24 protein-coding genes are annotated in these 26542 nt (G+C 67.4%); 5 read left to right on the plus strand and 19 right to left on the minus strand.

All coding sequences use genetic code 11. The features are described 5' to 3' along the window. Positions 1-110: 110 nt before the first annotated feature. The 11 genes from aspS to WS54_RS27285 form a co-directional block, all read right to left on the minus strand. Complete coding sequence (gene aspS / locus WS54_RS27235) at positions 111-1913, minus strand: aspartate--tRNA ligase (protein WP_006485737.1); 1803 nt, start codon at positions 1911-1913, stop codon at positions 111-113. Positions 1914-1980: 67 nt separating this feature from the next. Further along, a complete protein-coding gene (locus tag WS54_RS27240) occupies positions 1981-2631 on the minus strand; it encodes a DUF502 domain-containing protein (protein ID WP_012329208.1) in 651 nt (216 codons plus the stop codon). A 61-nt stretch (positions 2632-2692) separates the two neighbouring features. Then, positions 2693-3046, minus strand: coding sequence for an FmdB family zinc ribbon protein (locus WS54_RS27245; protein ID WP_059780512.1), 354 nt, complete (start codon positions 3044-3046; stop codon positions 2693-2695). Positions 3047-3141: 95 nt separating this feature from the next. Then, on the minus strand, positions 3142-3768 hold the full coding sequence (locus tag WS54_RS27250) for an SAM-dependent methyltransferase (RefSeq protein ID WP_059780511.1): 627 nt from the start codon (positions 3766-3768) through the stop codon (positions 3142-3144). 17 nt (positions 3769-3785) lie between these two features. After that, the gene (ubiB, locus tag WS54_RS27255) at positions 3786-5363 is read right to left on the minus strand and encodes a ubiquinone biosynthesis regulatory protein kinase UbiB (protein WP_034208364.1); all 1578 of its coding nucleotides are present in this window, start codon (positions 5361-5363) and stop codon (positions 3786-3788) included. A 12-nt stretch (positions 5364-5375) separates the two neighbouring features. After that, positions 5376-6002 (minus strand): ubiquinone biosynthesis accessory factor UbiJ, encoded by a 627-nt coding sequence (locus tag WS54_RS27260; RefSeq protein ID WP_059780510.1) that lies wholly within the window; start codon positions 6000-6002, stop codon positions 5376-5378. A gap of 163 nt (positions 6003-6165) precedes the next feature. Next, on the minus strand, positions 6166-7197 hold the full coding sequence (locus WS54_RS27265) for a Tim44 domain-containing protein (protein ID WP_034208366.1): 1032 nt from the start codon (positions 7195-7197) through the stop codon (positions 6166-6168). 41 nt (positions 7198-7238) lie between these two features. Beyond that, the gene (ubiE, locus tag WS54_RS27270) at positions 7239-7970 is read right to left on the minus strand and encodes a bifunctional demethylmenaquinone methyltransferase/2-methoxy-6-polyprenyl-1,4-benzoquinol methylase UbiE (protein WP_011546189.1); all 732 of its coding nucleotides are present in this window, start codon (positions 7968-7970) and stop codon (positions 7239-7241) included. Positions 7971-8022: 52 nt separating this feature from the next. Next, positions 8023-8436 (minus strand): gamma-butyrobetaine hydroxylase-like domain-containing protein, encoded by a 414-nt coding sequence (locus WS54_RS27275; protein ID WP_034208367.1) that lies wholly within the window; start codon positions 8434-8436, stop codon positions 8023-8025. Next, the gene (locus WS54_RS27280) at positions 8433-8876 is read right to left on the minus strand and encodes an HIT family protein (protein ID WP_034208761.1); all 444 of its coding nucleotides are present in this window, start codon (positions 8874-8876) and stop codon (positions 8433-8435) included. The genes WS54_RS27275 and WS54_RS27280 overlap by 4 nt, the downstream gene beginning before the upstream one ends. Before the next feature lie 85 nt (positions 8877-8961). After that, positions 8962-12981 (minus strand): DUF3683 domain-containing protein, encoded by a 4020-nt coding sequence (locus WS54_RS27285; RefSeq protein WP_059780509.1) that lies wholly within the window; start codon positions 12979-12981, stop codon positions 8962-8964. Positions 12982-13565: 584 nt separating this feature from the next. On the opposite strand from WS54_RS27285, the gene ilvA reads away from it, so the two are divergent. Together ilvA and queF are read left to right on the plus strand one after the other, a co-directional pair. Beyond that, entirely contained in the window at positions 13566-15089 is a 1524-nt protein-coding gene (ilvA, locus tag WS54_RS27295; protein ID WP_034208369.1) for a threonine ammonia-lyase, biosynthetic, read from the plus strand. A gap of 12 nt (positions 15090-15101) precedes the next feature. Then, complete coding sequence (queF, locus tag WS54_RS27300) at positions 15102-15926, plus strand: NADPH-dependent 7-cyano-7-deazaguanine reductase QueF (RefSeq protein ID WP_034208370.1); 825 nt, start codon at positions 15102-15104, stop codon at positions 15924-15926. Positions 15927-15977: 51 nt separating this feature from the next. On the opposite strand, the gene WS54_RS27305 is transcribed toward queF, so the two are convergent. The 4 genes from WS54_RS27305 to WS54_RS27320 all read right to left on the minus strand — a co-directional run bounded on the left by WS54_RS27305 (position 15978) and on the right by WS54_RS27320 (position 19502). Further along, entirely contained in the window at positions 15978-16397 is a 420-nt protein-coding gene (locus WS54_RS27305) for a bleomycin resistance protein (RefSeq protein ID WP_059780508.1), read from the minus strand. A 170-nt stretch (positions 16398-16567) separates the two neighbouring features. Further along, entirely contained in the window at positions 16568-16954 is a 387-nt protein-coding gene (locus WS54_RS27310; protein WP_006497391.1) for a RidA family protein, read from the minus strand. A 125-nt stretch (positions 16955-17079) separates the two neighbouring features. Further along, positions 17080-18561, minus strand: coding sequence for an N-acyl-D-amino-acid deacylase family protein (locus tag WS54_RS27315; protein ID WP_059780507.1), 1482 nt, complete (start codon positions 18559-18561; stop codon positions 17080-17082). A 2-nt stretch (positions 18562-18563) separates the two neighbouring features. Then, the gene (locus WS54_RS27320) at positions 18564-19502 is read right to left on the minus strand and encodes a MurR/RpiR family transcriptional regulator (protein ID WP_034208373.1); all 939 of its coding nucleotides are present in this window, start codon (positions 19500-19502) and stop codon (positions 18564-18566) included. A 119-nt stretch (positions 19503-19621) separates the two neighbouring features. Between WS54_RS27320 and WS54_RS27325 the strand changes: the two genes are divergently transcribed. After that, positions 19622-20902, plus strand: coding sequence for an amino acid deaminase (locus tag WS54_RS27325; protein WP_059780506.1), 1281 nt, complete (start codon positions 19622-19624; stop codon positions 20900-20902). 156 nt (positions 20903-21058) lie between these two features. After that, positions 21059-21640 carry a DJ-1/PfpI family protein gene (locus WS54_RS27330; protein ID WP_006487930.1) on the plus strand — a complete coding sequence of 194 codons (582 nt, stop codon included), beginning with the start codon at positions 21059-21061 and terminating at the stop codon, positions 21638-21640. A 68-nt stretch (positions 21641-21708) separates the two neighbouring features. Here the strand turns inward: WS54_RS27330 and WS54_RS27335 are convergent, their stop codons facing one another. Both WS54_RS27335 and WS54_RS27340 read right to left on the minus strand, forming a co-directional pair. Then, on the minus strand, positions 21709-22155 hold the full coding sequence (locus tag WS54_RS27335) for a MarR family winged helix-turn-helix transcriptional regulator (protein WP_034208375.1): 447 nt from the start codon (positions 22153-22155) through the stop codon (positions 21709-21711). Positions 22156-22213: 58 nt separating this feature from the next. Continuing rightward, positions 22214-23809, minus strand: coding sequence for an MDR family MFS transporter (locus WS54_RS27340; protein WP_059780505.1), 1596 nt, complete (start codon positions 23807-23809; stop codon positions 22214-22216). A gap of 109 nt (positions 23810-23918) precedes the next feature. Between WS54_RS27340 and WS54_RS27345 the strand changes: the two genes are divergently transcribed. Then, entirely contained in the window at positions 23919-24761 is an 843-nt protein-coding gene (locus WS54_RS27345; protein WP_034208377.1) for an EcsC family protein, read from the plus strand. Here WS54_RS27345 and WS54_RS27350 read toward each other — a convergent pair. Continuing rightward, positions 24731-25693, minus strand: a complete 963-nt coding sequence (locus tag WS54_RS27350) for an alpha/beta hydrolase (RefSeq protein WP_059780504.1) — start codon at positions 25691-25693, stop codon at positions 24731-24733. The genes WS54_RS27345 and WS54_RS27350 overlap by 31 nt on opposite strands. 89 nt (positions 25694-25782) lie before the next feature. Continuing rightward, complete coding sequence (locus WS54_RS27355; RefSeq protein ID WP_059780503.1) at positions 25783-26217, minus strand: CHRD domain-containing protein; 435 nt, start codon at positions 26215-26217, stop codon at positions 25783-25785. Positions 26218-26542: the final 325 nt, after the last annotated feature.

Raw genomic sequence — 26542 nt, forward strand, 5'->3', positions numbered from 1 at the left:
GTGCGGCAAGTGCTGCGACTGTACCGCAAAAAATGAAAAAGGCGCATCGCTGCGCCTTTTTCATGGGTGTCGTGTGGGCGTCACCGCACACACGACCTGCGAGGAGCGCGTTACGCCTTCGGCTGCTCCGGCTGACGCAGACGGATGTGCAGTTCGCGCAGTTGACGCTCGTCGACCGGGCTCGGCGCCTGCGTGAGCAGATCCTGCGCACGCTGCGTCTTCGGGAACGCAATCACGTCGCGGATCGAATCGGCGCCGGCCATCATCGTGACGATGCGGTCGAGACCGAATGCGATACCGCCGTGCGGCGGCGCGCCGTACTGCAGCGCGTCCAGCAGGAAACCGAACTTCGCCTGCGCTTCCTCGGCGCCGATCTTCAGCGCGCGGAACACCTTGCTCTGCACTTCCTCGCGATGGATACGCACCGAGCCGCCGCCGATTTCCCAGCCGTTCAGCACCATGTCGTACGCCTTCGCGAGGCAGCGGCCCGGGTCGGTCTCAAGGTACTCGAGGTGCTCGTCCTTCGGGCTCGTGAACGGATGGTGCGCGGCGACGTAGCGCGCGTCTTCGTCGTCGTACTCGAACATCGGGAAGTCCACGACCCACAGCGGCTTCCAGCCGGCCTGGACGAGACCGTTCGCCTTGCCGAATTCCGAATGACCGATCTTCAGGCGCAGTGCGCCGAGGCTGTCGTTGACGACCTTCGCGCGGTCGGCCGCGAAGAAGATGATGTCGCCGTCTTCGGCGCCGGTGCGCTCGAGGATCGCCGCGATCGACGCGTCGTGCAGGTTCTTGACGATCGGGCTCTGCAGGCCGTCGCGGCCCTTCGCCTTCTCGTTGACCTTGATCCATGCGAGGCCCTTCGCGCCGTAGATGCGCACGAATTCCGTGTAGCCGTCGATGTCGCCGCGCGACAGCTCGCCGCCCTTCGGCACGCGCAGCGCCGCGACCCGGCCGTCCTTCGCGTTGGCCGGCGTGCTGAACACCTTGAAGTCGACGTCCTTCATCGCGTCGGTCAGCTCGGTGAATTCGAGCTGCACGCGCAGGTCCGGCTTGTCCGAACCGAAACGCGCCATCGCTTCCGAGTACGGCATCACCGGGAATTTCGCGTCGAGTTCGACGTCGATCGTCGTCTTGAAGATGTGACGGATCATGTCTTCGAACAGATCGCGGATTTCCTGCTCGCCGAGGAACGACGTCTCGCAGTCGATCTGCGTGAATTCCGGCTGACGGTCGGCGCGGAGGTCCTCGTCGCGGAAGCACTTGGTGATCTGGTAGTAACGGTCGAAGTTCGCGACCATCAGCAACTGCTTGAACAGCTGCGGCGACTGCGGCAGCGCGAAGAACTGGCCCGCGTTCACGCGCGACGGCACGAGATAGTCGCGCGCGCCTTCCGGCGTGCTCTTCGTCAGCATCGGCGTTTCGATGTCGATGAAGCCCTGCTCGTCGAGGTACTTGCGCGCCTCGATCGCGACGCGGTAGCGCAGGCGCAGGTTGTGCTGCATCTGCGGGCGGCGCAGGTCGAGCACGCGATGCGTGAGACGCGTCGTTTCGGACAGGTTGTCGTCGTCGAGCTGGAACGGCGGCGTGACCGACGCGTTCAGCACGTTCAGTTCGTGGCACAGCACTTCGATCTTCCCGCTCTTCAGGCCGGCGTTGACCGTGCCCTCCGGACGATTGCGCACGAGACCCTTGATCTGCACGCAGAACTCGTTGCGCACGCCTTCGGCGGTCGCGAACATCTCGGCGCGATCCGGATCGCACACCACCTGCACGAGGCCTTCACGATCGCGCAGGTCGATGAAGATCACACCGCCGTGATCGCGGCGGCGCTGCACCCAGCCGCACAGCGACACGGTTTGGCCCAGCAGGTGTTCGGTCACGAGACCGCAGTATTCAGTACGCATCGACATGATGTTTGCTTTCGTTCGGTTTGATCAACGGGCGCCGCAACGCGCGGCCCGGGCGATGATTCTTTACTTACAGCGGCGGCTCGACGGGACGGCGGGCGGGCGCCGGAACCGGCGCCGAAGGCGCCACGACGCCCATCGAGACGATGTACTTGAGCGCGGCATCGACCGACATGTCGAGTTCGATGACTTCGCTCTTCGGCAGCATCAGGAAGAAGCCCGACGTCGGGTTCGGCGTCGTGGGCACGTACACGCTCACGTACTCTTCCGTCAGATGGTTGACCACGTCGCCGCCGGGCGTGCCGGTCAGAAACGCGATCGTATACGAGCCGCGGCGCGGGTATTCGATCAGCAGCGCCTTGCGGAACGCATTGCCGCTGCTCGACAGCAGCGTGTCCGATACCTGCTTGACGCTCGTGTAGATCGGCCCGACGACCGGGATGTGACGCACGACCGCGTTCCACCACGTGACGAGCTTCTGGCCGATGAAGTTCTGCGTGGCCAGCCCGACCACGAAGATGAACGCGAGCGTCAGCACCGCGCCGATTCCCGGCAGATGGAAGCCGAGCATCCGCTCGGGCTGCCACGATTCGGGCAGCAGGAGCAGCGTCTGGTCCATCGTGCCGATGATGAGGCCGAGCACCCACAGCGTGATCGCGAGCGGGACGAGAACCAGCAGGCCGGTCAGGAACACCGTTTTCAGGGTCGTCTTTTTCATCATCTGCCGTCAATGAACCGCGCCGGAAGCGCGGGTTGGTCGCGGCCCGGCCGGGCCGCGACGGTCAACTGCCGGCGGCGGGCGTCGCGGCCGGAGCCGGCGCGGCGCTCGTCGTCGTGGTGCTGCCCGAGCCGCTCGCCGCAGCCGGCGCGGCCGCGGCGGGTGCGGCTTGCGCCGCGGGTGCTGCCGGCGCCGCGTCGCCCGACGCCGTCGCCGGTGCGCTGGCGCCGCCCGAGCCGCCGCGGAAATCGGTGACATACCACCCCGAACCCTTCAGCTGGAAACCGGCGGCGGTCACCTGTTTGCGGAAAGCATCCTTCCCGCATTCAGGGCATTGCGACAGCGGCGCGTCGCTCATCTTCTGGAGCACGTCCTTCGCGAAACCGCACGCTTCGCATCGATAGGCGTAGATCGGCATGATATTTTTCCCGCAGAAACTGGAAACGGCTTGCAAAACCTTGAATTATAGCCGAAACCCCGGCGCGCTCCGGCAATGGTCGCGGCGCCCGTGCATCAGCGGCGACGCCACGTGAGCCAGCGCTCATGCCCGTCGAACACGGCCAGCGAATCGGTCACCGGCAAATCCTCGACCAGCTCGAAGTGCGGCGCGAGCAACGCGTCGAGTTCCGCCCGCTCGATCCCGAACGGCGGCCCCTTCGGTTTCGCCACCAGGAAGAAATAGCCGGCCAGCAATCCGTCCGCGGGCAGCAGCTCGGCCATCCGCGCCGCATAGCCGGCGCGCTGGCTCGGCGGCAATGCGCACAGGAACGCCCGCTCGTACACCCACTGCACGTCGAACGGCGGACGGTACTGAAAGAAATCGGCCTGCTCGACGACGCCCGCATGCGCGCCGAGCTGCGCCTTCGCAGCAGCGACCGCCTGCGCGGCGAAATCGATCGCACGCACCGGCCAGCCGGCCTGCGCGAGCCATCCGGCCTCCTGCGCGCTGCCGCAGCCGGGAATCAGCACCGCGCACGGCTCGAGCCGATGCGCGAACACGCGAAACCCGTCCGGCACGCCGCCGAACTCCCACGGCGTCACGCCGCGTTCGAAGCGCTCGTCCCAGAACGACGCGCTGCCCGGGTCGCGCGTCGCGAAATCGGCGGCCGACGGTGCGGCCGGTCGCTTCGGATCGGACATCGCCGTGCTCCTTTCGATCAAGCGCCGTACGCGAGCGCGAGCAGCACGCGCGCGACGAGCGCGCCGACGCCGACGGCCAGGCCGAAGACCAGCAACGCCTGCAGCAGCCGGTTCGTCCGCTTCTGCTCGACGAGAATCTGACGCATCAACTCCTCGCTCGCGGCGCGCGGCGCGTCGTGGCGGGCGGCCATCGCATGGTGGATCAGGCGCGGCAGTTGCGGCAGCGTCTTGCTCCACTGCGGCGCCTCGACCTTGAACCGCTCGTACCAGCCGCGCAGGCCGATCTGCTCGGTCATCCAGCGCTCGAGATACGGCTTCGCGGTCTTCCACAGGTCGAGCTCGGGGTCGAGCGAGCGGCCGAGCCCTTCGACGTTCAGCATCGTCTTCTGCAGCAGGACGAGCTGCGGCTGGATCTCGACGTTGAAGCGGCGCGACGTCGAGAACAGCCGCATCAGCACCTGGCCGAGCGAGATGTCCTTCAGCGCGCGGTCGAAATACGGCTCGCACACCGCGCGGATCGCACTTTCGAGCTCCTCGACGCGCGTCTCGGGCGGCACCCACCCCGATTCGAGGTGGAGCGTCGCGACGCGATGGTAGTCGCGCTTGAAGAACGCGAGGAAGTTCTGCGCGAGGTAATTCTTGTCGAAATCGGACAGCGCGCCGACGATCCCGAAATCGAGCGCGATATAGCGGCCGAACGTATTCGGATCGAGGCTCACCTGGATGTTGCCGGGGTGCATGTCCGCGTGGAAAAAGCCGTCGCGGAACACCTGTGTGAAGAAGATCTCGACGCCTTCGCGCGCGAGCTTCTTGATGTCGACGCCGGCCGAGCGCAGCGTCTCGACCTGGCTGATCGGCACGCCCGTCATGCGCTCCATCACGAGCACCTGCGACGTCGAGAAATCCCAGAACATCTCGGGCACGAGCAGCAGGTCGAGGCCCGCGAAGTTGCGGCGCAGCTGGCTGCCGTTGGCGGCCTCGCGCATCAGGTCGAGCTCGTCGTGCAGGTATTTGTCGAATTCGGCGACGACCTCGCGCGGCTTCAGGCGCCGGCCGTCGGCCCACATGCGCTCGGTCCACGTCGCGATGTCGCGCATCAGCGCGAGGTCGGAATCGATCACCGGCAACATGTTCGGGCGCAGCACCTTGACGGCGACGGCCTTGCCCGCATGCGCGCCCTGCTTCAGCTTCGCGAAATGCACCTGCGCGATCGATGCGCTCGCGATCGGCTCGCGCTCGAATTCGTCGAACAGCTCGTCGACCGGCGCACCGAGCGACTTCTCGATGATCGCGATCGCGACCGCCGAATCGAACGGCGGCACCTGGTCCTGCAGCTTCGCGAGCTCGTTCGCGAAATCGACCGACAGCAGGTCGCGGCGCGTGGACAGCACCTGGCCGAACTTCACGAAGATCGGGCCGAGGCTTTCGAGCGCGTGGCGCAACCGCACGGCGGGCGGATCGGAGTAGCGGCGGCCGATCGTCGTGATCCGCAACAGCAGCTTCACGCGCCGGTCGTCGATCCGGGACAGCATCACTTCGTCGAGACCAAAGCGGATGACGGTGTAGACGATCTTGATGAAACGGAAAATGCGCATGCCCTGCGGCCCTCAGTGCGCGCCGCGCGGGCCGGAACCCGTGCGCGCGCCGATTTTTTGTTCGAGTCGCTCGACCCGCTTTTCGACCCGCGCGAGCGCATCGCGCGCGCGCGCCAGTTCGGCGTCGAAACCGCCGAGCGACGTGCGCCGGACGACTTGCGGGTTCTCGTCGAGCCAGTATTCGGCGACGGAATCGAGCACGTTGCGGCCGGTGCGGCGTGCGCGCGCGCCGGCGTCGCGCACGACCGTCGCGATCCGGTGCGCCGCCGCGTCGCCGACCAGCTTCGCGAGATCTTCTTCCGGTTCCCAGCGCAGGTGCTCGGCCAGCTTCGCGATCTGCGTCGCGAATTCCGCGTCGCCTTCGATCTTCACGTGCTTCATCACGGCCGCCTGGCCGCCCTGCAGGAACGCGGCGACCGTGTCGCCGGCAAGCGCGATCGACACGTCGACCCGTTGCGCATCGTGCGCGTCGACGGCCGACAGATAGCCGTCGGGCTGCACCAGCAGCGTAAGCGTGACGGGAGACACGTCGATCCGGGCAGTCTTGCCCGCATAGGGAATCAGGCGATCGCGCGCCCATGATTCGCGCGCGAGCAGGTGATTGACGGCAGCAGCAAAAGGCTTGGCGGCAAAGGTCATCGGGCTGGGAAAGAAAAAACCCGCGCAGGCCGGGCGCCCACGCGGGTTTCTATTGTAACGTCGGATCGGCGGCGGACCGTGCCTGACCGTACACCCGGGCGGCAAGCGGTCGCAGTGCGGCGGCCGTCGCCCGGGTACCGGCGGCGCGGGCCGCCGGCCACGCTCAGTGCGTGTTGATCTGCTGGATACCCGCGAGCAGCCAGCCCTGACCGCCCGACTTCGACAGGTTCCACACCTCGTCGAACGGCGCGGCCGACGTATTCGCCGATTCGCGGATCAGGCCGTGGAAGCGCACGCTCGCCGACTGCTCGATGCCGCGATCCTCGATCGCGACCAATTCCGCGTCGAGCTGCACGACATCGGTCTGGTTCGCGTCGTTGCCGCGCGAATCGAGGTCGATCTTGATCTCGGCGAACATTTCGGGCGTCGTGAACTCGCGGATGTCGGCCAGGTTGCCCTGGTCCCATGCCGCCTGCAGGCGCACGAAATAGACTTTCGCGCTGCGCAGGAACGCTTCGGTGTCGAAGCCGGCCGGCACCTGCAGCGGTGCCGCTGCCGCCGCGGCCGCGCCTGCGGCGGCCGCACCGCCGCCGAACACGCCCTGCGCTTCGTTCGCGTAGCTGCTGCCGCTACCTGCGTAGTTGCTGCCGGTGTTGCCCTGCTGGAACGACGGGCTTTGCGAGTAGCCGCCGGACGACGACGCGGCACCGCCGACCGAATACGCCGGCTCCTGCGGGCGACGGCGGTTCATGAACTTGCGGATCAGCCAGATGCCGACCATCGCGAGCAACGCGATCACGATGACGTTCGCCATCATGCTCGCGAATGCGCCGCCGAGGCCGAAGTGCGACAGCAGCGCCGCGATGCCGAGGCCGGCCGCGAGACCGGCGATCGGCCCGAGCCAGCGCGAGCGGTTGGGCTGCGCGGCCGGCGCGGGCGCAGCCGGGTTCGCGCGCTGCGCCTGCGACGGCGCGGCCTGCTGCATCGGCTGCTGCGCGGGCGGCGTGGCCTGGCGCTGCGTGACGGTGGAATTCTGGCGGCCGATGCTGCGCCCGCCGCCCATGCGCCGGGCTTCGGCGTCGAGCGATGCGAACGTGCCGGCCGTGAGCAGGCCGACCATCAGCAGCGTGCCGACCCGTCGAGCCCACGGCTTCGACGGCTTGCTACGGTTGAACAACGAACGCGATTCGGACATCAGCTTCTCCAGATGTAAGGCGAATGTATGGAAAGAACCCCTTAGTACTTGGTTCCGAGGTGTAAAGCTACCACGCCACCTGACAAATTGTAATATTTGACGGCGTCGAGGCCCGCTTGTTCCATCATCGTCTTCAGCGTGTCCTGATCGGGGTGCATCCGGATAGATTCAGCAAGATACCGATAACTTTCAGCATCTTTCGCGAACTTGTCGCCAAGCCACGGTAATACTTTGAAAGAATACAGATCGTACGCTTTTTTCAGCGGATCCCAGACTTTCGAGAATTCCAGCACCATCACGCGGCCGCCGGGCTTCGTCACGCGGCGCATCTCGGCCAGCGCGGCATCCTTGTGCGTCATGTTGCGCAGCCCGAACGCGACGGTGACCACGTCGAAGTAGTTGTCCGGAAAGGGAATTTTCTCGGCGTCGCACAGCAGCGACGGCGTCACGATACCCTTGTCGAGCAGCCGGTCGCGGCCCACCCGCAGCATCGATTCGTTGATGTCGGTATGCCAGACCTCGCCCGTCGGCCCGGCCGCCTTCGCGAACGACTTGGTCAGGTCGCCGGTGCCGGCCGCGATGTCGAGCACCTTGAAGCCGGGGCGCACGTTCGCCTGCGCGATCGTGAACGCCTTCCACGCGCGGTGCATGCCCGCCGACATCAGGTCGTTCATCAGATCGTAGTTGCTCGCGACCGAATGAAACACGCCCGCCACTTTCTTCGCTTTTTCGTTTTCCTCGACGCTTTCGAAGCCGAAGTGGGTTTTGCTCATCGCGTTGATCCTCAGTAAATGCCAAGACGGCGCCGAGCGGGCGCCGTCGATTTCAGTGGCAGTGGCCGTGCGGCGCGCCGGCCGCCTGCATCGGCGCGTCGCGCTCGACGCCCGCCGCCTTCAGTTTGTCGAAATAGTCGCGCCACAGCGCGTCCTGCCGCGTCGCCAGTTCGTACAGCAGGTCCCACGAGTAGATGCCGGTCGAATGGCCGTCGGAGAACGTCGGCTGCAGCGCGTAGTTGCCCACGCCCTCGAGCGCGGTGATCGTTACCTCGCGCTTGCCGGTCTGCAGCGTCTCCTGGCCGGGCCCGTGGCCGCGCACCTCGGCCGACGGCGAATAGACGCGCATCAGCTCGAACGGAATCCGGTAACTCTCGCCGTTCGGGTACTGCAATTCGAGCACGCGCGATACCGCGTGCACGACGACGCCGGACGGAATCGGCGTCGTGGAAGTCAAACCGCTCATGGCTGCCTCGAATCGGTCATGCGTTGAATTTCCTCGCGCACCGCATTGTGCAGCAGCGAGGCCTGCGCCGCGCGCGAGCGCAGCAGCGCCTCGGACACGCTGCGCTGGCGCGGCGCCCACACGGGCTGCGGGAAATGGGCATCGTTGGAAAAGCGCGGAATCACGTGCCAGTGCACGTGCGGCACCATGTTGCCGAGGCTCGCGAGATTCACCTTGTTCGGCTGCATCACGCGGCGCACGGCCCGCTCGACCGCGTAGACCACGCGCATCAGGTGTGCCCGCTCGGGCTCGCCGAGATCGGAGAACTCGGCCACGTGCGCGCCCCAGATCACCCGGCAGAAACCCGGGTAGTCGTGCTCGCCCGTCGCGAGCACGACGCGCAGCGCCTCGTCCTGCCAGAGCACCTCGCCGCCGTCTTCACGGCAAAACACGCATTCCATCGTCGCTCCCATGTGGACCGGCGCCGGCATGGCTGCGCCGGCGCCCGCTCATTTCCGGCCCGGTCGGGCGGTCGTCATGCCCGCATTAGACCAGCACGCGCTCGATCCCGCCATGGTTCGCCCGTGCGACATAGTCGGCCATCCAGTTCTCGCCGAGCACCTGGCGGGCGATTTCGACCACGATGTAGTCGGCTTCGAGGTTCGCGTCCTCGTTGTAGCGCGACAGGCCCTGCAGGCACGACGGGCAGCTCGTCAGGATCTTCACGTCCGGCCCGTTCGCGCCCGCGGCCGCCGGCGCGTCGCCGGCCACCACCGGGATCGCGCGCAGCTTCGCGGCGCCCTTGCGGATCTCTTCTTCCTTGCGGAAGCGAACCTGCGTGGACACGTCCGGCCGCGTGACCGCGAGCGTGCCCGATTCGCCGCAGCAGCGGTCGTTCTTCTCGATCCTGTAGCCGTCCTTCTCCGAGCCCATCAGCTCGTTGACCAGCTTGACCGGATCCATAGTCTTGATCGGCGTGTGGCACGGGTCGTGATACATGTAGCGCGTGCCCGTCACGCCGTCGAGCTTCATCCCCTTCTCCAGCAGGAACTCGTGGATGTCGATGATCCGGCAGCCCGGGAAGATTTTGTCGAATTCATACCCGGCGAGTTGGTCGTAGCACGTGCCGCACGACACGACCACCGTCTTGATGTCCAGGTAGTTCAGCGTGTTCGCGACCCGGTGGAACAGCACGCGGTTGTCCGTGACGATCTTCTCGGCCTTGTCGTACTGGCCCGAGCCGCGCTGCGGATAACCGCAGCACAGGTAGCCCGGCGGCAGCACCGTCTGCACGCCGGCTTCCCACAGCATCGCCTGCGTAGCCAGCCCGACCTGCGAGAACAGCCGCTCCGAGCCGCAGCCCGGGAAGTAGAACACCGCTTCCGAATCGACGGTCGTCGACTTCGGGTTGCGGATGATCGGCACGATCTTGTTGTCCTCGATGTCCAGCAGCGCGCGCGCCGTCTTCTTCGGCAGGTTGCCCGGCATCTTCTTGTTCACGAAGTGGATCACCTGCTCGACCGCGGGCGGCTTGCCGGTCGTCGCCGGCGGGTGCTGCGTCTGCTTCGTCACGACCTTCTTCAGCATGTCGTTCGCGAAGCGCTGCACCTTGTAGCCGACGCCCATCATCACGCCGCGCGCGAGGTTGATCGTCTGCGGATTGGTCGCGTTCAGGAAGAACATGCCCGCCGCATTGCCGGCGTTGAACTTCTTCTTGCCCATCTTGCGCAACAGGTTGCGCATGTTCATCGTCACGTCGCCGAAGTCGATCTTCACCGGGCACGGCGTCGCGCACTTGTGGCACACCGTGCAGTGGTCGGCCACGTCGTTGAACTCGTCCCAGTGCTTGATCGACACGCCGCGGCGCGTCTGCTCCTCGTACAGGAACGCCTCGACCAGCAGCGACGTCGCGAGGATCTTGTTGCGCGGGCTGTACAGCAGGTTCGCGCGCGGCACGTGGGTCGCGCACACCGGCTTGCACTTGCCGCAGCGCAGGCAGTCCTTCACCGAATCGGCGATCGCACCGATGTCGGACTGCTGCATGATCAGCGACTCGTAGCCCATCAGCCCGAAGCTGGGCGTGTACGCGTTGCGCAGATCGGCGCCGTCGAGCAGCTTGCCCTTGTTGAAGCGGCCGTTCGGGTCGACGCGCTGCTTGTACGCACGGAATTCGGCGATCTCGTCGTCGGTCAGGAACTCGAGCTTCGTGATGCCGATGCCGTGCTCGCCGGAAATCACGCCGTCGAGCGAGCGCGCGAGCGTCATGATGCGTGCGACGGCCGCATGCGCGTCCTGCAGCATCTCGTAGTTGTCGGAGTTGACCGGGATGTTCGTGTGGACGTTGCCGTCGCCCGCGTGCATGTGCAGCGCGACGAACACGCGGCCGCGCAGCACGCGCTTGTGGATCGCCTGCGCTTCGTCGAGGATCGGCTTGAACGCGCCGCCGTTGAAGATCGCACGGAGTTCCGCGCGGATCTCCTGCTTCCACGAGATGCGGACCGTGCGGTCCTGCGTGACGTGGAACACGGTCGCACCCGGCTGTTCGTCCGCGCGATCCGCGAATTTCTCCGCGAGCGCCTCGTAGCCGAGCTGCACCAGGTAGTGCTGCGCCTCGCGCAGCGGCTGGTCGAGCCGGTCGCGCACGAACTCCCAGCGCGCGCGCACGCGCTTGAGCAGCTCGAGCGCCTGCTGCACGCGGTCTTCCAGCAGCTCCGCGCTCGGGATCTCGTTCGCGTCGTCGGTCTTGCCGAGCGGCAGGTTGCCGCCGCGGAAGAACGCCTCGAGCGCGTCGACGAGCTGCAGCTTGTTCTTCAGCGACAGCTCGATGTTGATCCGCTCGATGCCGTCGGTGTACTCGCCCATCCGGTTCAGCGGGATGACGACGTCCTCGTTGATCTTGAACGCGTTCGTATGCTTCGCGATCGCGGCCGTGCGGCTGCGATCGAGCCAGAAGCGCTTGCGCGCCTCCGCGCTGACCGCGACGAAGCCTTCGCCGCTCTTGCCGTTCGCCATCCGGATCACTTCGGACGTCGCCTGCGCGACCGCATCGGCATCGTCGCCGACGATGTCGCCGATCAGCACCATCTTCGGGAACGCGTTGCGCTTGCTCTTGGTCGCATAGCCGACCGCGCGCAGGTAGCGCTCGTCGAGGTGCTCGAGGCCCGCGAGGATCGCGCCGCCCTGCTTCGACGTCTCGAACAGGTAGTCCTTGATCTCGACGATGCTCGGAATCGCCTCGCGCGCCTGGCCGAAGAATTCGAGGCAGACGGTGCGCGTGTGCGCGGGCATCTTGTGCAGCACCCAGCGCGCGGACGTAATGAGCCCGTCGCAGCCTTCCTTCTGCACGCCCGGCAGGCCGGCGAGGAACTTGTCGGTCACGTCCTTGCCGAGCCCTTCCTTGCGAAAGCGCCGGCCTTCGATCTCGAGCATCTCGGTCTTCAGCAGCTTCTCGCCCGGCGCGTACGCGCCGTCGAACCACTTCAGCTCGAAGCGCGCGACCGCGATGTCGTGGATCTTGCCCTGGTTGTGCTCGTGGCGCGTGACTTCGAGCCAGTTGCCGTCCGGGTCGACCATCCGCCACCACGCCAGGTTGTCGAGCGCGGTGCCCCACAGCACGGCCTTCTTGCCGCCCGCGTTCATCGCGACGTTGCCGCCGATGCACGATGCGTCGAGCGAGGTCGGATCGACCGCGAACACGTAGCCGGCCGCTTCGGCCGCTTCCGTCACGCGGCGCGTGACGACGCCCGCGCCGGAGAAGATCGTCGGCACCTTGTGCGCGACGCCCGGCAGTTCGGTCAGCTCGACCGCGCCGAGCTGTTCGAGCTTTTCGGTGTTGATCACCGCGGAGAACGGCGTGAGCGGCACCGCGCCGCCCGTGTAGCCGGTGCCGCCGCCGCGCGGGATCACCGTCAGGCCGAGCTCGAAGCACGCCTTGACCAGCGCGGCGATCTCGGCTTCGGTATCGGGGGTCAGCACGACGAACGGGTATTCGACGCGCCAGTCGGTCGCGTCGGTCACGTGCGACACGCGCGACAGCCCGTCGAAGCGGATGTTGTCCTTCTGCGTGCAGCGGCCGAGCGCCTTGGTCGCGCGGCGGCGCAGCTCGGCCATCTTGTCGAATTCGTCCGCGAACTCGTCGACCGCGCGCTGCGCGGCCGTCTCGAGCATCTCGACGCGCGATGCGCGTTCGCGGCCGGCGTCGTCGCGGTGCTCGGTGAGATCCGCGCTGCGGCGCTTGCCGATCTCGGTCAGGCGGTGGTTCAGCGCCTCGATCAGCAGCGCGCGGCGCTTCGGGTTGTCGAGCAGGTCGTCCTGCAGGTACGGGTTGCGACGCACGACCCAGATGTCGCCGAGCACTTCATACAGCATCCGTGCCGAGCGGCCCGTGCGGCGCTCGGCGCGCAGCTCGTCGAGCACCGCCCACGCCTCCTCGCCGAGCAGGCGGATCACGATCTCGCGATCCGAGAAGGACGTGTAGTTGTAGGGAATCTCGCGCAAGCGGGGCGCGGGGTCGGCGGCGACGGCGGCGGCCGCGCCATGCGGATCGAAAACTTGTGGTGCGTTCATGTTCGGACGACTCGGAGGGCCGATACCCCGTGCACGGGCGTCGGCAAGCGCGTGGGCGCAATCTTGGGGAAATCTGTTCTGTTACCAGGCGCGCGGCTGTCCTTCATGGGGCCGGAGCGGGCGACTCGCCCCTCCTGGCCGGCGACAGGGCCTGGCGGCACTCGGAACCATCAGCACGATCGCGCGCGGCGCGCATGCCGTTCGGCCGCGGGGCTGGCTGCGCGCGGCGTCGGCTTCAACGGTGCGATCCGAGGGTGCCTCTGCATCTTCCGAATCCTTGATTCAAAACGGAATTCTAACCCATGATCGGGCCGCCCGTGACACGCCGGACAGGTCGTGGGGCTATCGCCGCGCGCCGCGCCGGGCGGGGTTCGGCGCGGTTTCGTGCGACCATTCGCCGTCCGTCCGGTCGGTAACCATGCGGTTAAGCCGATAAAAAATCTCGCCCGGCGACGCCCCCCCCTGCCGGCACGCGCGCACGGTCGCCCGCAATCGCCCGCCCGGCATGCCGCTTGCGTGCGGGCGGACCCTTGGCGCTATCATTGACCCTTTACCGTCTGCATCCGCACTGCACGCGAGCGCCCATGGCATCCCACGATTACCTGAAGAAAATCCTCACCGCGCGCGTCTACGACGTCGCGATCGAGACGGAACTCGAACCGGCCCGCAACCTGTCGGCCCGGCTGCGCAACGCCGTTTACCTGAAGCGCGAGGACAACCAGCCGGTGTTCTCGTTCAAGCTGCGCGGCGCGTACAACAAGATGGCGCACATTCCGGCGGACGCGCTCGCGCGCGGCGTGATTACCGCGTCGGCCGGCAACCACGCGCAGGGCGTCGCGTTCTCGGCGGCGCGGATGGGCGTCAAGGCCGTGATCGTCGTGCCCGTCACGACGCCGCAGGTGAAGGTCGACGCGGTGCGCGCGCACGGCGGGCCGAGCGTCGAGGTGATCCAGGCGGGCGAATCGTACAGCGATGCGTACGCGCACGCGGTCAAGGTCCAGCAGGAGCGCGACCTCACGTTCGTCCACCCGTTCGACGATCCGTACGTGATCGCCGGCCAGGGCACGATCGCGATGGAGATCCTGCGCCAGCACCAGGGCCCGATCCACGCGATCTTCGTGCCGATCGGCGGCGGCGGGCTCGCCTCCGGCGTCGCCGCGTACGTGAAGGCGGTGCGCCCGGAGATCAAGGTGATCGGCGTGCAGGCCGAGGATTCGTGCGCGATGGCGCAGTCGATCGACGCGGGCGAGCGCATCGAGCTGAGCGAAGTGGGCCTGTTCGCGGACGGCACCGCGGTGAAGCTCGTCGGCGAGGAAACCTTCCGGCTGTGCCGCGAGCTCCTCGACGGCGTCGTGACGGTCAACACCGACGCGCTGTGCGCGGCGATCAAGGACGTGTTCCAGGACACGCGCAGCGTGCTCGAGCCGTCCGGCGCGCTCGCGGTCGCGGGCGCGAAGCTGTACGCGGAACGCGAAGGCATCGAGAACCGGACGCTCGTCGCGGTCACGTCCGGCGCGAACATGAACTTCGACCGGATGCGCTTCGTCGCCGAACGCGCGGAAGTGGGCGAGGCACGCGAAGCCGTGTTCGCGGTCACGATCCCCGAGGAACGCGGCAGCTTCAAGCGCTTCTGCTCGTTGGTCGGCGATCGCAACGTCACCGAGTTCAACTACCGGATCGCCGATGCGCAATCCGCGCACATCTTCGTCGGCGTGCAGATCCGCCGTCGCGACGAATCGGCGGAGATCGCCGCGAACTTCGAATCGCACGGCTTCAAGAGCGTCGACCTGACGCACGACGAGCTGTCGAAGGAACACATCCGCTACATGGTCGGCGGCCGCTCGCCGCTCGCGCTCGACGAGCGCCTGTTCCGCTTCGAATTCCCGGAACGGCCGGGCGCGCTGATGAAGTTCCTGTCGTCGATGGCGCCGGACTGGAACATCAGCCTGTTCCACTACCGCAACCAGGGCGCGGACTACAGCTCGATCCTCGTCGGGCTGCAGGTACCGCAGGCCGATCGCGCCGAGTTCGAACGCTTCCTCGCGGCGCTCGGCTATCCGTATGTCGAAGAGAGCGCCAACCCGGCGTACCGCCTCTTCCTGTCGTAAAGGCGTCACACGATGAATCCCGAACATTCCCCGCTCGGCAAGGCCACCGTCTACGCGACGCAGTACGACGCGTCGCTGCTGTTCCCGATCCCGCGCGCCGGCGCGCGCGAGCAGCTCGGCATCACGTCGGCGCTGCCGTTCTTCGGCACCGACATCTGGAACGCGTACGAACTGTCGTGGCTCAACGCGCGCGGCAAGCCGCAGGTCGCGATCGCGACGTTCTACGTGCCGGCCGAATCGCCGAACATCGTCGAATCGAAGTCGTTCAAGCTGTATCTCGGTTCGTTCGCGCAGTCGAAGTTCGACTCGGTCGACGCGGTGCGCGACGTGCTGAAGCGCGACGTGTCGGCCGCGTGCGGCGCGAGCGTCTCGGTGCAACTGGTGTCGGCGCACGATTTCCGCAAGCTGGAAATGGACGAGCTCGACGGGCTGTCGCTCGACCGGCTCGATCTCGACGCCGACGTGTACGAACCCGATCCGTCGCTGCTGTCGGCCGCCGAGGACGAAGCGCCGGTCGAGGAGACGCTCGTGTCCGACCTGCTGCGCTCGAACTGCCCGGTCACGGGCCAGCCCGACTGGGGCAGCGTGCAGATCCATTACGTCGGGCCGCAGATCGACCACGCGGGGCTGCTGCGCTACATCATCTCGTTCCGCAATCACACGGGCTTTCACGAGCAGTGCGTCGAGCGGATCTTCCTCGACATCCTGCATGCGTGCAAACCGGTGAAGCTCGCGGTGTATGCGCGCTATACGCGCCGCGGCGGGCTCGACATCAATCCGTTTCGCACCAATTACAACCAGCCGATGCCGGATAACGCGCGGACCGCGCGGCAGTGAAGCCCGCCGGGACCGTTCGCCCGCCCCTTCCGGGCGGCGGACGGCCCGGGTTCATCGTTGCGCCGGGCGCTGCGGGAGGATTTCCACCAAGCGCAGCAGGTAGCCGTCGGGGTCTTGCACCAGCATCTCGATCTGGCCGTGCTCGATGTCGTCCTGCCGATACCAGGATGTTCGCGGTCCGACGAACAGCGCCACGCCCGCGGCGGCGATCCGGTCATGGATCGGGCCGATCGAATCGACCTCGATCTGCAGGTTGATCCCTCGCCCGAACGGCGGCTCCATCGGGCCTGTCAGCCAGCTTTCCGGGCGCTGCTGCTCGAGCATCAGCTGAGCCCCTCCGAGCTCGAGGTACGCGAATCCATCTTCCGGACGCTCGAAGCGGATCCCGAACCCCAGCACGTCACGATAGAAGCGCACGCTTGCGGCAAGGTCCGAGCAGATCAGCTCCGGCACCAGCGCAGCCCATTCCATACATGTCCTTTCGGTCGTCCATGCCGCACGTTACACGAACGAGCTGCATGCGTTGCAACGGTTGCAGCCGCGCGACGGCCCGGAGTCCGTCGGACCGCGCCCGGAAATGACGAAACGGGCTCGTTGCCACTCGCACCGAGCCCGTTGCGTATCGATTCGCCGCGGCGGGATTACTTCGCCGGCGCCTTGTAAGCGATGCAATCGACCTCGACCTTGCAGTCGATGACCATGCTCGACTGCACGCACGCGCGTGCCGGCGGGTTCTCGCCGAAATACGAAATGAACACCTTGTTGAACGACGCGAAATCGCGCGCGTCGTCGAGCCAAACGCCGCAGCGCACGACGTGCTCGAGGCCGTAGCCGGCTTCCTTCAGGATCGCGATCACGTTCTCGATCGCCTGCTTCGACTGCGTGACGATTCCGCCTTCGACGACCTCGCCGTTCACCATCGGCGTCTGGCCCGACACGTACAGCCAGCCGTCTGCCTCGACCGCCCGCGCGAACGGCATCACCTGGCCGCCGGTCCCCTTCGCTTCGCCTACGCCATATCGCTTCATCGTTTCACTCCTCGTGTGTCGACCCGAGTCGGCGCTGCGGCGCTGACTCCGGTCCCATGCAACGCTCGGTTGCGGATACGCGCGCCGGCTGCTGCGGCGCGCATGGAAGATCGGGATGCGCGCGTTCAGAACGCCGCATCGGCACTGGCCGGCACGCGCTCGCCGCGCGCGACGAAACCGCCGGCGCGCTCGCCGGTCGGCTGGCCGTTTTCATAAGTCAGCACGCCGTTCACCCACACGGCGTCGATCCCGTGCGCGGGCTGCTGCGGCTTGTCGAACGTCGCGGCGTCGATCACGCGCGCCGGATCGAACAGCACGAGATCGGCGTGGTAGCCGACGTGCACCTCGCCGCGGCGCGCGAGCCCGAAGCGGCGCGCGGACAGCGACGTCATCTTGCGGATCGCCTCCTCGAGCGGCAGCAGGTTCGTGTCGCGCACGTAGTGGCCGAGCACGCGCGGGAACGCGCCCCACAACCGCGGATGCGGCAGCGGATCGTTCGGCAGCCCGTCGGAGCCGACCATCGTCGCCGGATGCGACAGGATGCGGCGCACGTCGTCCTCGGACATGTTGTGGTACACGGCGCCCGCCGGGCGAATGCGCTGCGCGGCCTCCTGCTCGGTCACGCCCCAGTCGGCGGCGATCGCCTTCAGCAGCTTGCCCGCGACTTCCGGGTGCGGCTCCGACCACGTGATCGTGATGTCGATGTCGCCCGTCACCTGTTTCAGGTCGAGCGTCGACGAACTGCGGCTGTACGGATAGCAGTCGCAGCCGACCGGCTGATAACGGCGCGCGCCTTCGAGCGACGCGAGCACCTCGGTGCTGCGCCCCCAGTTCGACGGGCCCGCGCATTTCAGGTGCGAGATCACGACCGGCACCTGCGCGTGGCGGCCGACGCGATAGGCCTCGTCCATCGCATCGAGGATCGCGTCGAATTCGGTGCGCATGTGCGTCGTGTACAGCGCGCCGGCTTTGGCGAGCGGCTCGGCGAGCGCCATCACTTCCTCGGTCGGCGCGGCGAACGCGGAGCCGTATGCGAGACCCGACGACAGGCCGAGCGCGCCGTTCGCGAGCGCCTCCTCGAGCTGCGCGCGCATGCCGGCGATCTCGCCATCGGTCGCCGCACGGTCGAGGCGGTCCATCTGGTTGTTGCGCAGCGCCGTATGGCCGACGAGCGCCGCGACGTTTACGGCCGGGCGCGCATCGTTCACGGCCGCGACGTAAGCGGCGAAGCTCGGGTACCGGAACGCGCCGCGCTCGCCGAGCAGGTTCATCGGGTCGGGCGGATCGCCCGCGAGCGTCACCGGCGACGCGCTGATTCCGCAGTTGCCGACGATCACGGTCGTCACGCCCTGCGAGATCTTCGGGATCATTTCCGGCGCACGGATCACGTGCGTGTCGTCGTGCGTGTGCACATCGACGAAACCCGGCGCCAGCGCACGGCCGTTCGCGTCGACGACGGTCTCGGCGAGCCAGTTCGACAGGTTGCCGATCGCCGCGATCAGGCCGTTGCGGATCGCGACGTCGCGCGTGACGGGCGGCGCGCCGGTGCCGTCGTACAGTTGCGCGCCGACGATCAGCGTATCGGCCGCTTCGGGATGCGAATGCATGGTCAGTCTCCTACCGGTTGACGGTCTCCGCCGCCGCGGTGCGCATCGAGCGCGTGCTTGATGCGGCGCAGCGATTCCCGACCCGCATCGCCGAGCCGCAATGCGACGCCGGTGACGAGCACGTCGATCGCCATCATCATCGCGTAGCGCGATGTCGAAGGCTTGTAAATGAAATCGGTTTCGAAGGCGACGACGGGAATCAGATGATCGGCGAGCTTCGCGAGCGGCGACGCCGGCGCGGTGATCGCGATCAGCTTCGCGCCGTAGCGCTTCGCGAGCCGGCAGCTCTCGAGCAGCTCGGGCACGCGCCCGCTCACCGACAACGCGACGACGACGGTGTCGCTCGCCAGCGTCGCGGCCACCATCCGCTGCAGCAGGCTGTCCTGGTAGCTCGCGACCGGCCGGCCGAACCGCACGAGCCGGAAGCGCAGCTCGTCGGCAAGGGCGGTCGAGCCGCCGCCCTGCCCGTACACGTAGGTCATTTTCGCGCCGGCGAGCAAGTCGGCCGCCGCGTCGAACGACGTGTTGCGCAGCAGCTGGTGGTTGTGCGCGAGCGCCACGCGAATCTCGTCGTAGACCATCGACGCGGGGCTCGTGTCGTCGGCCGGCGCGTCGTCGGACGGCACCAGAAAGCGCTGGCCGACGGCCGCCGCCTGCGCGACGAGCACCTTCAACTCGCGCACGTCGCGGCAGCCGACGGCCTTCGCGAAACGCGTGACCGTCGCGACGCTGACCTCCGCGTCGCGCGCGAGCGCGCCGATGCTCGCATGCGCGGCGCGCGCCAGATCGGCGAGGATGAACGCGGCGACCTTGCGCTCGGCTTCGCGCAGCTCGGGCGCGCATTCGGCGATCCGCGCGACGATGTCGAGGACCGGCGGGGCGGCCTGAGCCGAATGGGGCTCGGCGGCAGGCGAAGCGGACGGGGAGGCGGGCGTATTCATCGGCGGAAAAGGGTGCGGAGCCGGATGTTATTAAATAACATCACCGCGCCGATGCTACTTTCTGTACCATCTGCATGTCAACTTCAGTGCAATGCATAGTGATGATGGAGCGGGATGACATGAAAGTTACAAACTATCAGGAAGCGACGATCGATCCGTTCGGCAAGGGCCTGGGCAATCTGCCGAGCGCGAGCGTGCCGCTCGGCGACGCGGGCCGGCTCGAATGGAACCTGCTCGCGGAAGACGTCAGCCTGCCGGCCGCCGTGCTTTACGCGGATCGCGTCGAGCACAACCTGAACTGGATGCAGGCGTTCGCGCAGAAATACGGCGTCAAGTTCGCGCCGCACGGCAAGACGACGATGGCGCCGCAACTGTTCCGCCGCCAGCTCGACGCCGGCGCGTGGGGCATCACGCTCGCGACCGCGCACCAGACGCAGGCCGCGTATCACGGCGGCGTGCGGCGCGTGCTGCTCGCGAATCAGCTGGTCGGCCGCCAGAACATGACGATCGTCGCGGGGCTGCTGTCCGATCCCGAGTTCGAATTCTTCTGTCTCGTCGATTCCGCGGACAGCGTCGATCAGCTCGGCCGCTTCTTCGGCGACGCGAAGAAATCGCTGAACGTGCTGATCGAGCTCGGCGTGCCGGGCGGCCGCGCGGGCGTGCGCGACGCCGCGCAACGCGAGGCGGTGCTGGCCGCGATCGCGCGCTATCCGGACACGCTGAAGCTGGCCGGCATCGAGCTCTATGAAGGCGTGCTGAAAGAGGAAGGCGAGATTCGCGCGTTCCTGCAGCAGGCGGTCGCGCTCACGCGCGAGCTGGCCGAAGCCGGCCGCTTCGCGCGCACGCCGGCGATCCTGTCCGGCGCCGGTTCGGCGTGGTACGACGTGGTCGCGGAAGAATTCAAGAAGGCGTCCGACGCGGGCTTCGCGGAAGTCGTGCTGCGTCCGGGCTGCTACCTGACGCACGATGTCGGCATCTACAAGAAGGCGCAGACCGACGTGTTCGCGCGCAACCCGATCGCCCGCTCGATGGGCGAAGGGCTGCTGCCGGCGCTGCAGCTGTGGGCGTACGTGCAGTCGGTGCCGGAGCAGGATCGCGCGATCGTCGCGCTCGGCAAGCGCGATGCGGCGTTCGACGCGGGCCTGCCCGAGCCGGCGCGCCACTTCCGTCCGGGCCGCGACACCGCGCCGCGCGACGTCGCCGCCGCCGAAGGCTGGGCCGTCACCGGGATGATGGACCAGCACGCGTACCTGCAGATCCCGCCGGGCGCGGACGTGAAGGTCGGCGACATGGTCGCGTTCGACATCTCGCATCCGTGCCTGACGTTCGACAAGTGGCGCCAGGTGCTCGTGCTCGATCCGCAATTCCGCGTGACGGAAGTCGTCGAAACCTTCTTCTGACGCACGCCGCGCGCGGCGCCGCCCCGCCGCTCGCGCGGGCGGCCGTCACGCGCGCTTCAATCTGCCGGAGTACACTGCGCTTTCGTCCTCGGGCCCCGTCGTCGTCGCCGTGCACGGCGCGACCGGGCCTTCAACGCTGCTTCACTGGAGAAAGCCATGGCCGCGAAGAAGATCCTGTTCCTGACCGGCGATTTCGCCGAAGACTACGAAACGATGGTGCCGTTCCAGGCGCTGCAGGCCGTCGGCCACCACGTCGACGCAGTCTGTCCGGGCAAGCGCGCGGGCGACAAGATCAAGACCGCGATCCACGATTTCGAAGGCGACCAGACCTACACCGAGAAACCCGGCCACCAGTTCACGCTGAATGCGGCGTTCGACGACGTCGACGCGGCGCGCTACGACGCGCTCGCGATCGCGGGCGGCCGTGCGCCGGAGTACCTGCGACTCGATCCGAAGGTGATTTCGCTCGTGCGCGAGTTCGCCGAAGCCGGCAAGCCGATCGCGGCGATCTGCCACGCGGCGCAACTGCTCGCGGCCGCCGACGTGATCCGCGGCAAGCGCATTTCGGCGTACCCGGCCTGCGCGCCGGAAGTGAAGCTCGCGGGCGGCGAATACGCGGACATCCCGGTCGACGCGGCCGTGACCGACGCGCCGTTCGTCACCGCGCCCGCGTGGCCCGCGCATCCGGCGTGGCTTGCGCAGTTCCTCGCGCTGCTCGGCACGCGCATCGAGCTGTAAACCCGCATTCGATCGGAAGGAAATGAAGCGGCGGCCGGCGGCGCCGACGTACCGCCCGGCGCCGCACGTCAACGCGCGTCCGGCGTCGACCCGACGTCCGCGATCCGCGATTCCAGCATCGCGAGCGCACCCGACAGCGCATTCAGCACGTCGTCCGGCAGTTGCGCCATCGTCTGTTCGAGAAACGCCTTGCGGCGCGGCAGGCATGCATCGAACGCCGCGCGGCCTGCGTCCGTCAGCGTGACGTTGGTCACGCGGTTGTCGCGCGCGTCCGATTCGCGTTCGATCCAGCCGAGCGCGTCGAGCGACTTCAACTGGCGCGTGAGCGCGCCCGGATCGATGCGCAGCACTTCGACGAGCTTCTTCTGCGACGAATGCCCGTCCATCGTGTGCAGCGCGACCATGATGCGCCAGCGCGGCATCGGCTGCCCGACGTGCGCTTCGAACGCGGTCATGAACGCGCGATACGTGCGTCCGAATTGCTGCAATATCGCGACGCGGTCCTGTTCTTCCATGCGCTGATTTCGTTCCGGTGAATCGTTGAGTCGTCGAATCGCCCGATCGCCCGATCGGTCAATCGGCCGCGACGTGCGGTTCGATCTTGCGCCGCAGCGCGATCGGCGGCACGCGGCGGCACTGCCATACCGACACCACGGCGACGAGCGCCGCCATCGCGACGCCCAGGTGAATCGCGCCGACCAGCGATTCGCGGGCCGCTTCCAGCAGCAGCGCGCCATTATGCCCGGCACGCGTCAACTCCGCGACGAGACCGCCCTGCGCCGCGCGATCGATCAGGATCTGCGGATCGGCGAGCCGCGCGTGCCACTGCATCGCGTGGTCGGCCGACAGCGCGCTGCGCACGCCGCTCGAATACATCTGGTTGACGAGCGTGCCCGTGAGCGCGGTGCCGAGCATCCCGCCGACCATCCGCAGCGACTGCAGCAGCGCCGTCGCGATGCCGAGGTGCTCGCGACCGGCCGTCTGCTGCGCGAACACGGTGAGGTTCGGCAGCACGAAGCCGAGCCCGATGCCGCCCGCGACCATCAGCGCCATCAGCATCCAGGCCGGCGTCGTGTGGGTCGCCACGACGATGCCCGCGCACGCGGTCGCGAACAGCACGAAGCCGACGTGCAGCATCGCGTTCGGATGGCGGATGCGCGTGACGACGCGGCCGTTCATGATGCTGCCGATCGTGATGAACACGACGAGCGGCGTGATCACGAGCCCGGCCTCCTTCGGCGACATCCCGAAGCCGCCCTGGAACAGCAGCGGCGCGTAGAACAGCAGCGAGAACATCGAGAAACCGGCGAGGATCGCCAGCACGAACAGCGCCGACAGCGCGCGATTGCCGAACATGTCGAACGGCAGGATCGGCTGCGCGCAGCGTTTCTCCCAGTGCCACAGGCCGACGCCGGCCGCGACCGCGACGACGAGCAGCAGCGACGCCCAGCTCGCGACGCCGTACTTCGGCAGCCATTCGACGAACAGTTGCAGCGCGCCGAGCGACAGCGCGATCAGCAGCGCGCCCGGCCAGTCGAGCCGCATCTTGCGATCGTGCTCGACGTGGCGCAGGTGCGGCAGGTAGCGCCACACGAAGATCAGCGACAGGATGCCGATCGGCAGGTTCACGTAGAACACGGAGCGCCAGCCGAACGACTGGGTCAGAAACCCGCCGAGCGACGGCCCGACCGCGTTCGCGATGCCGAACGCGGAACTCATCAGCACCTGCCAGCGCAGCCGCACGACGGAATCGGGGAACAGGTCGGGAATGCACGCGAACGCGGTGCCGACCAGCATCCCGCCGCCGATCCCCTGCAGCCCGCGCGCCAGCACGAGGTACAGCATGTCGTTGGCCATCCCGCACAGCACCGACGCGCCGGTGAACACGACGATCGACGCGATCACGAACGGCTTGCGGCCGTAATAGTCGCCGAGCCGGCCGAAGATCGGCACCGTGATCACGGAACTGAGCAGGTACGAGGTCGCGACCCACGCGTACAGGTCGAAGCCGCGCAGTTCGGCGACGATGGTCGGCAGCGCGGTGCCGACGACCGTCTGGTCCAGCGCGACCAGCATGGTGACGAACGAGATCCCGATCATCGCCAGCAGCGATTCGCGGAACGGCAGGACTTGCCCGCTCGAATGGTGGGCGGCAGTATGGACGGCCATTTTTTTGTCGATGCAACGTTTGCCTGGTCAAAGAATCTCAAAATTCTAGCATGCCGGAGTAATCTAGGCCGGCGATGGTTCAGGGCCTCGTTCACGCAAAAGGAGAAAGATGGAACCGATTTCAATCACCCCCGCCGCGACGCTGTCGCCGGAGGATCGGGACGCGCTGCGGCGCGCGAAGCAGGTACTGGAAAGCCCGTCGCTGACGATGAAGCTGACGGGTGTGCTCGGCGCGCCGGTCGAGAAAATGATCGCGCGGCTGCCGGATTTCGCGACCGGCAAGATCAACGATGCGACGCAGCTTGCGCTGCGCAAGTGCCTGAACATCGCGCTGCGCACGCTCGGCAAGCCGCCGTCGCCGGACGCCGAGCCCGAGAAGCCCAGCAACCTGCTGCACAAGCTCGCGGTCGCGACGACCGGCGCGGCGGGCGGCGCGTTCGGCTTTCTCGCGCTGCCGGTCGAGCTGCCGGTGACGACCACGCTGATCTTCCGCTCGGTGTGCGACATCGCGCGCAGCGAGGGCGAGAACCTGACGTCGGTCGATACGCAGTTGCAATGCCTGGCCGTGCTCGGCATGGGCGGCAATCCGGACAAGCAGGAGGAGGACGCCGATCTCGGCTATTTCGTGCTGCGCGGCGCGCTCGCGCAGGCGATCTCGAAGGCGTCGTCGGACATCACCGCGAAAGGCATCGCCGCGCACAGTTCGGCGGCCGTGTTCAAGCTCGTGCAGACGGTGGCGTCGCGCTTCTCGGTGCAGGTGACCGAGCAGATGGCCGCGAAGTCGATCCCGGCGATCGGCGCCGTGCTCGGCGCGACCGTCAACACGCTGTTCATCGACCACTTCCAGCAGATGGCGCACGGCCACTTCACCGTGCGCCGGCTCGAACGCAAGTACGGCTCGGTGGCCATCAAGGCCGCCTATCAGGCGATCGACGCCTCGCCGACGCGCTGAACCGCGCGCTCGACCGCGACGCGGCGCAGAAATGCGGCCGCGCGATCGAGCGCGTCGCGCGCTTCCGGCACCATCGGCGCGTACAGCTGCCACACGTGCGGCATGTCGGGCCACACCTCGATCTCCACCGCCACGCCGGCCGCCTTCGCCTTCTCGGCGACGCGGCGCGAATCGTCGAGCAGCACCTCGGTGCTGCCGACCTGGATGTACAGCGGCGGCAGGCCCGCCAAATCCGCATAGAGCGGCGATGCGTACGGATGGGTCGCCGGCTCGTCGCCGAGATACAGCTTCGCGGCCTTCGGCAGCGCCGCGGCCGCGAACATCGGATCGCGGCCGTCGTTGCCGCGCATCGTGTCGCCGGATCCGGCCAGGTCGGTCCACGGCGAGAACAGGATCGCGCCGGCCGGCAGCGGCTCGCCGCGATCGCGCAACGCGACGAGCGTCGCGAGCGCGAGGCCGCCGCCCGCCGAATCGCCGCCGAACACGATCGACTCGGGCGGCGTACCGAGCGCCAGCAGTTGCCGGTACGCGGCGAGCGCATCGTCGAGCGCGGCCGGGAAGCGGTTCTCGGGCGCGAGCCGGTAGTCGAGCGAGAACGAACGCACGCCCGCGCGCTTCGTCAGGCCGAACACCAGCGGCCGGTGAGTTTTCGTCGAACAGAAGTAGTAACCGCCGCCGTGGAAATACAGCAGCGTGCGGCCGGGCCCGCGCGCCGCGCCCGCGTCGGTGCGTTCGAGCCATTCGCCGCGCAGCGGCGCGTCGCCGGGACCGTAGCACGGGCGCAGCCGGTAGCCCGACGGCGCGCGGCGCGGCACGATCATCCGCAGGTCGGTAAAGCGCCGGGCACGCGCGGGGTCGAGCACCTCGCGCGTGGTTTCCGGACGAAACTGCCAGCGCAGCAGCCAGCACGCGAACTTGCTTTGCCAACTCATCGGGCGCACTCCGTCATCGCAATGTGACGATGGTACGTGCGAACGTTCCCGCCTCGCTCGACAAGTGCCTCTATATCAAACGTCGGCGCTCAGTTCGCCGGCATCACCTGGCCGCGGATCTCGCCGGACGGGTGTTCCTTCGTGTGAATATTGAAGTACCACTTGCCGCCCATCAGGTCGGTGACCTGCGCGTCGGTGAGTTCCTTCGACCCCTTGATCGGGCTCGTCAGCTCGTCCTTCGGAACCGGCACCTGCACGCCGGCGTTCTGGCCGACCGGCGCGGGCCCGTGGAAATGCGCGGCGGTGGCCGGCCCCGTGAGGTGTTCGTAAGTGACCGTCCACTGCAGCATGTGCGTGGCCGTGTCGTAGGTGGCGGCGACGGTGCCCGAACCCTTGGTCGCCGTCGGCGGAACTTCGCTCGACGGCTGCAGACTGGCGGACAGGCGCACCGTTTCGGCGGCGGCGCTGCCGGCGGCCAGCACGCCCGCGCACAACGCGACCTGGAGCAAACGCAGCTTGAGCATGGATTCTCCTCGTACGACGTGGTACGCCGCCCGGGCGGCGGCGCGTCACTGGATGGTAGTCGATTGCGGTCGATCCGGGCAGCCTGCCGAAACCTGGAAGACACCTTTGCAGCATGCCCGCTCAATCCGTGCGCGGCCTTTCGCTACACTTCGTTTCACAGTTGCTTGTTTCCTTCGTCCGAAGGAGTCTGCGAGTATTCACGCGGCCGCCCGGCCGCGTTTTTTTTGCGCGCGTCCGGCGGCAAGCGGCATGCCGCGCACGAATGCGTCGCCTCCATAACTCTCCCTTCCCGCAATACCAAGCAGAACGAATCGTTTTTCGTCC

It is taken from the genome of Burkholderia sp. NRF60-BP8, from assembly GCF_001522585.2.
Taxonomy (GTDB): domain Bacteria; phylum Pseudomonadota; class Gammaproteobacteria; order Burkholderiales; family Burkholderiaceae; genus Burkholderia.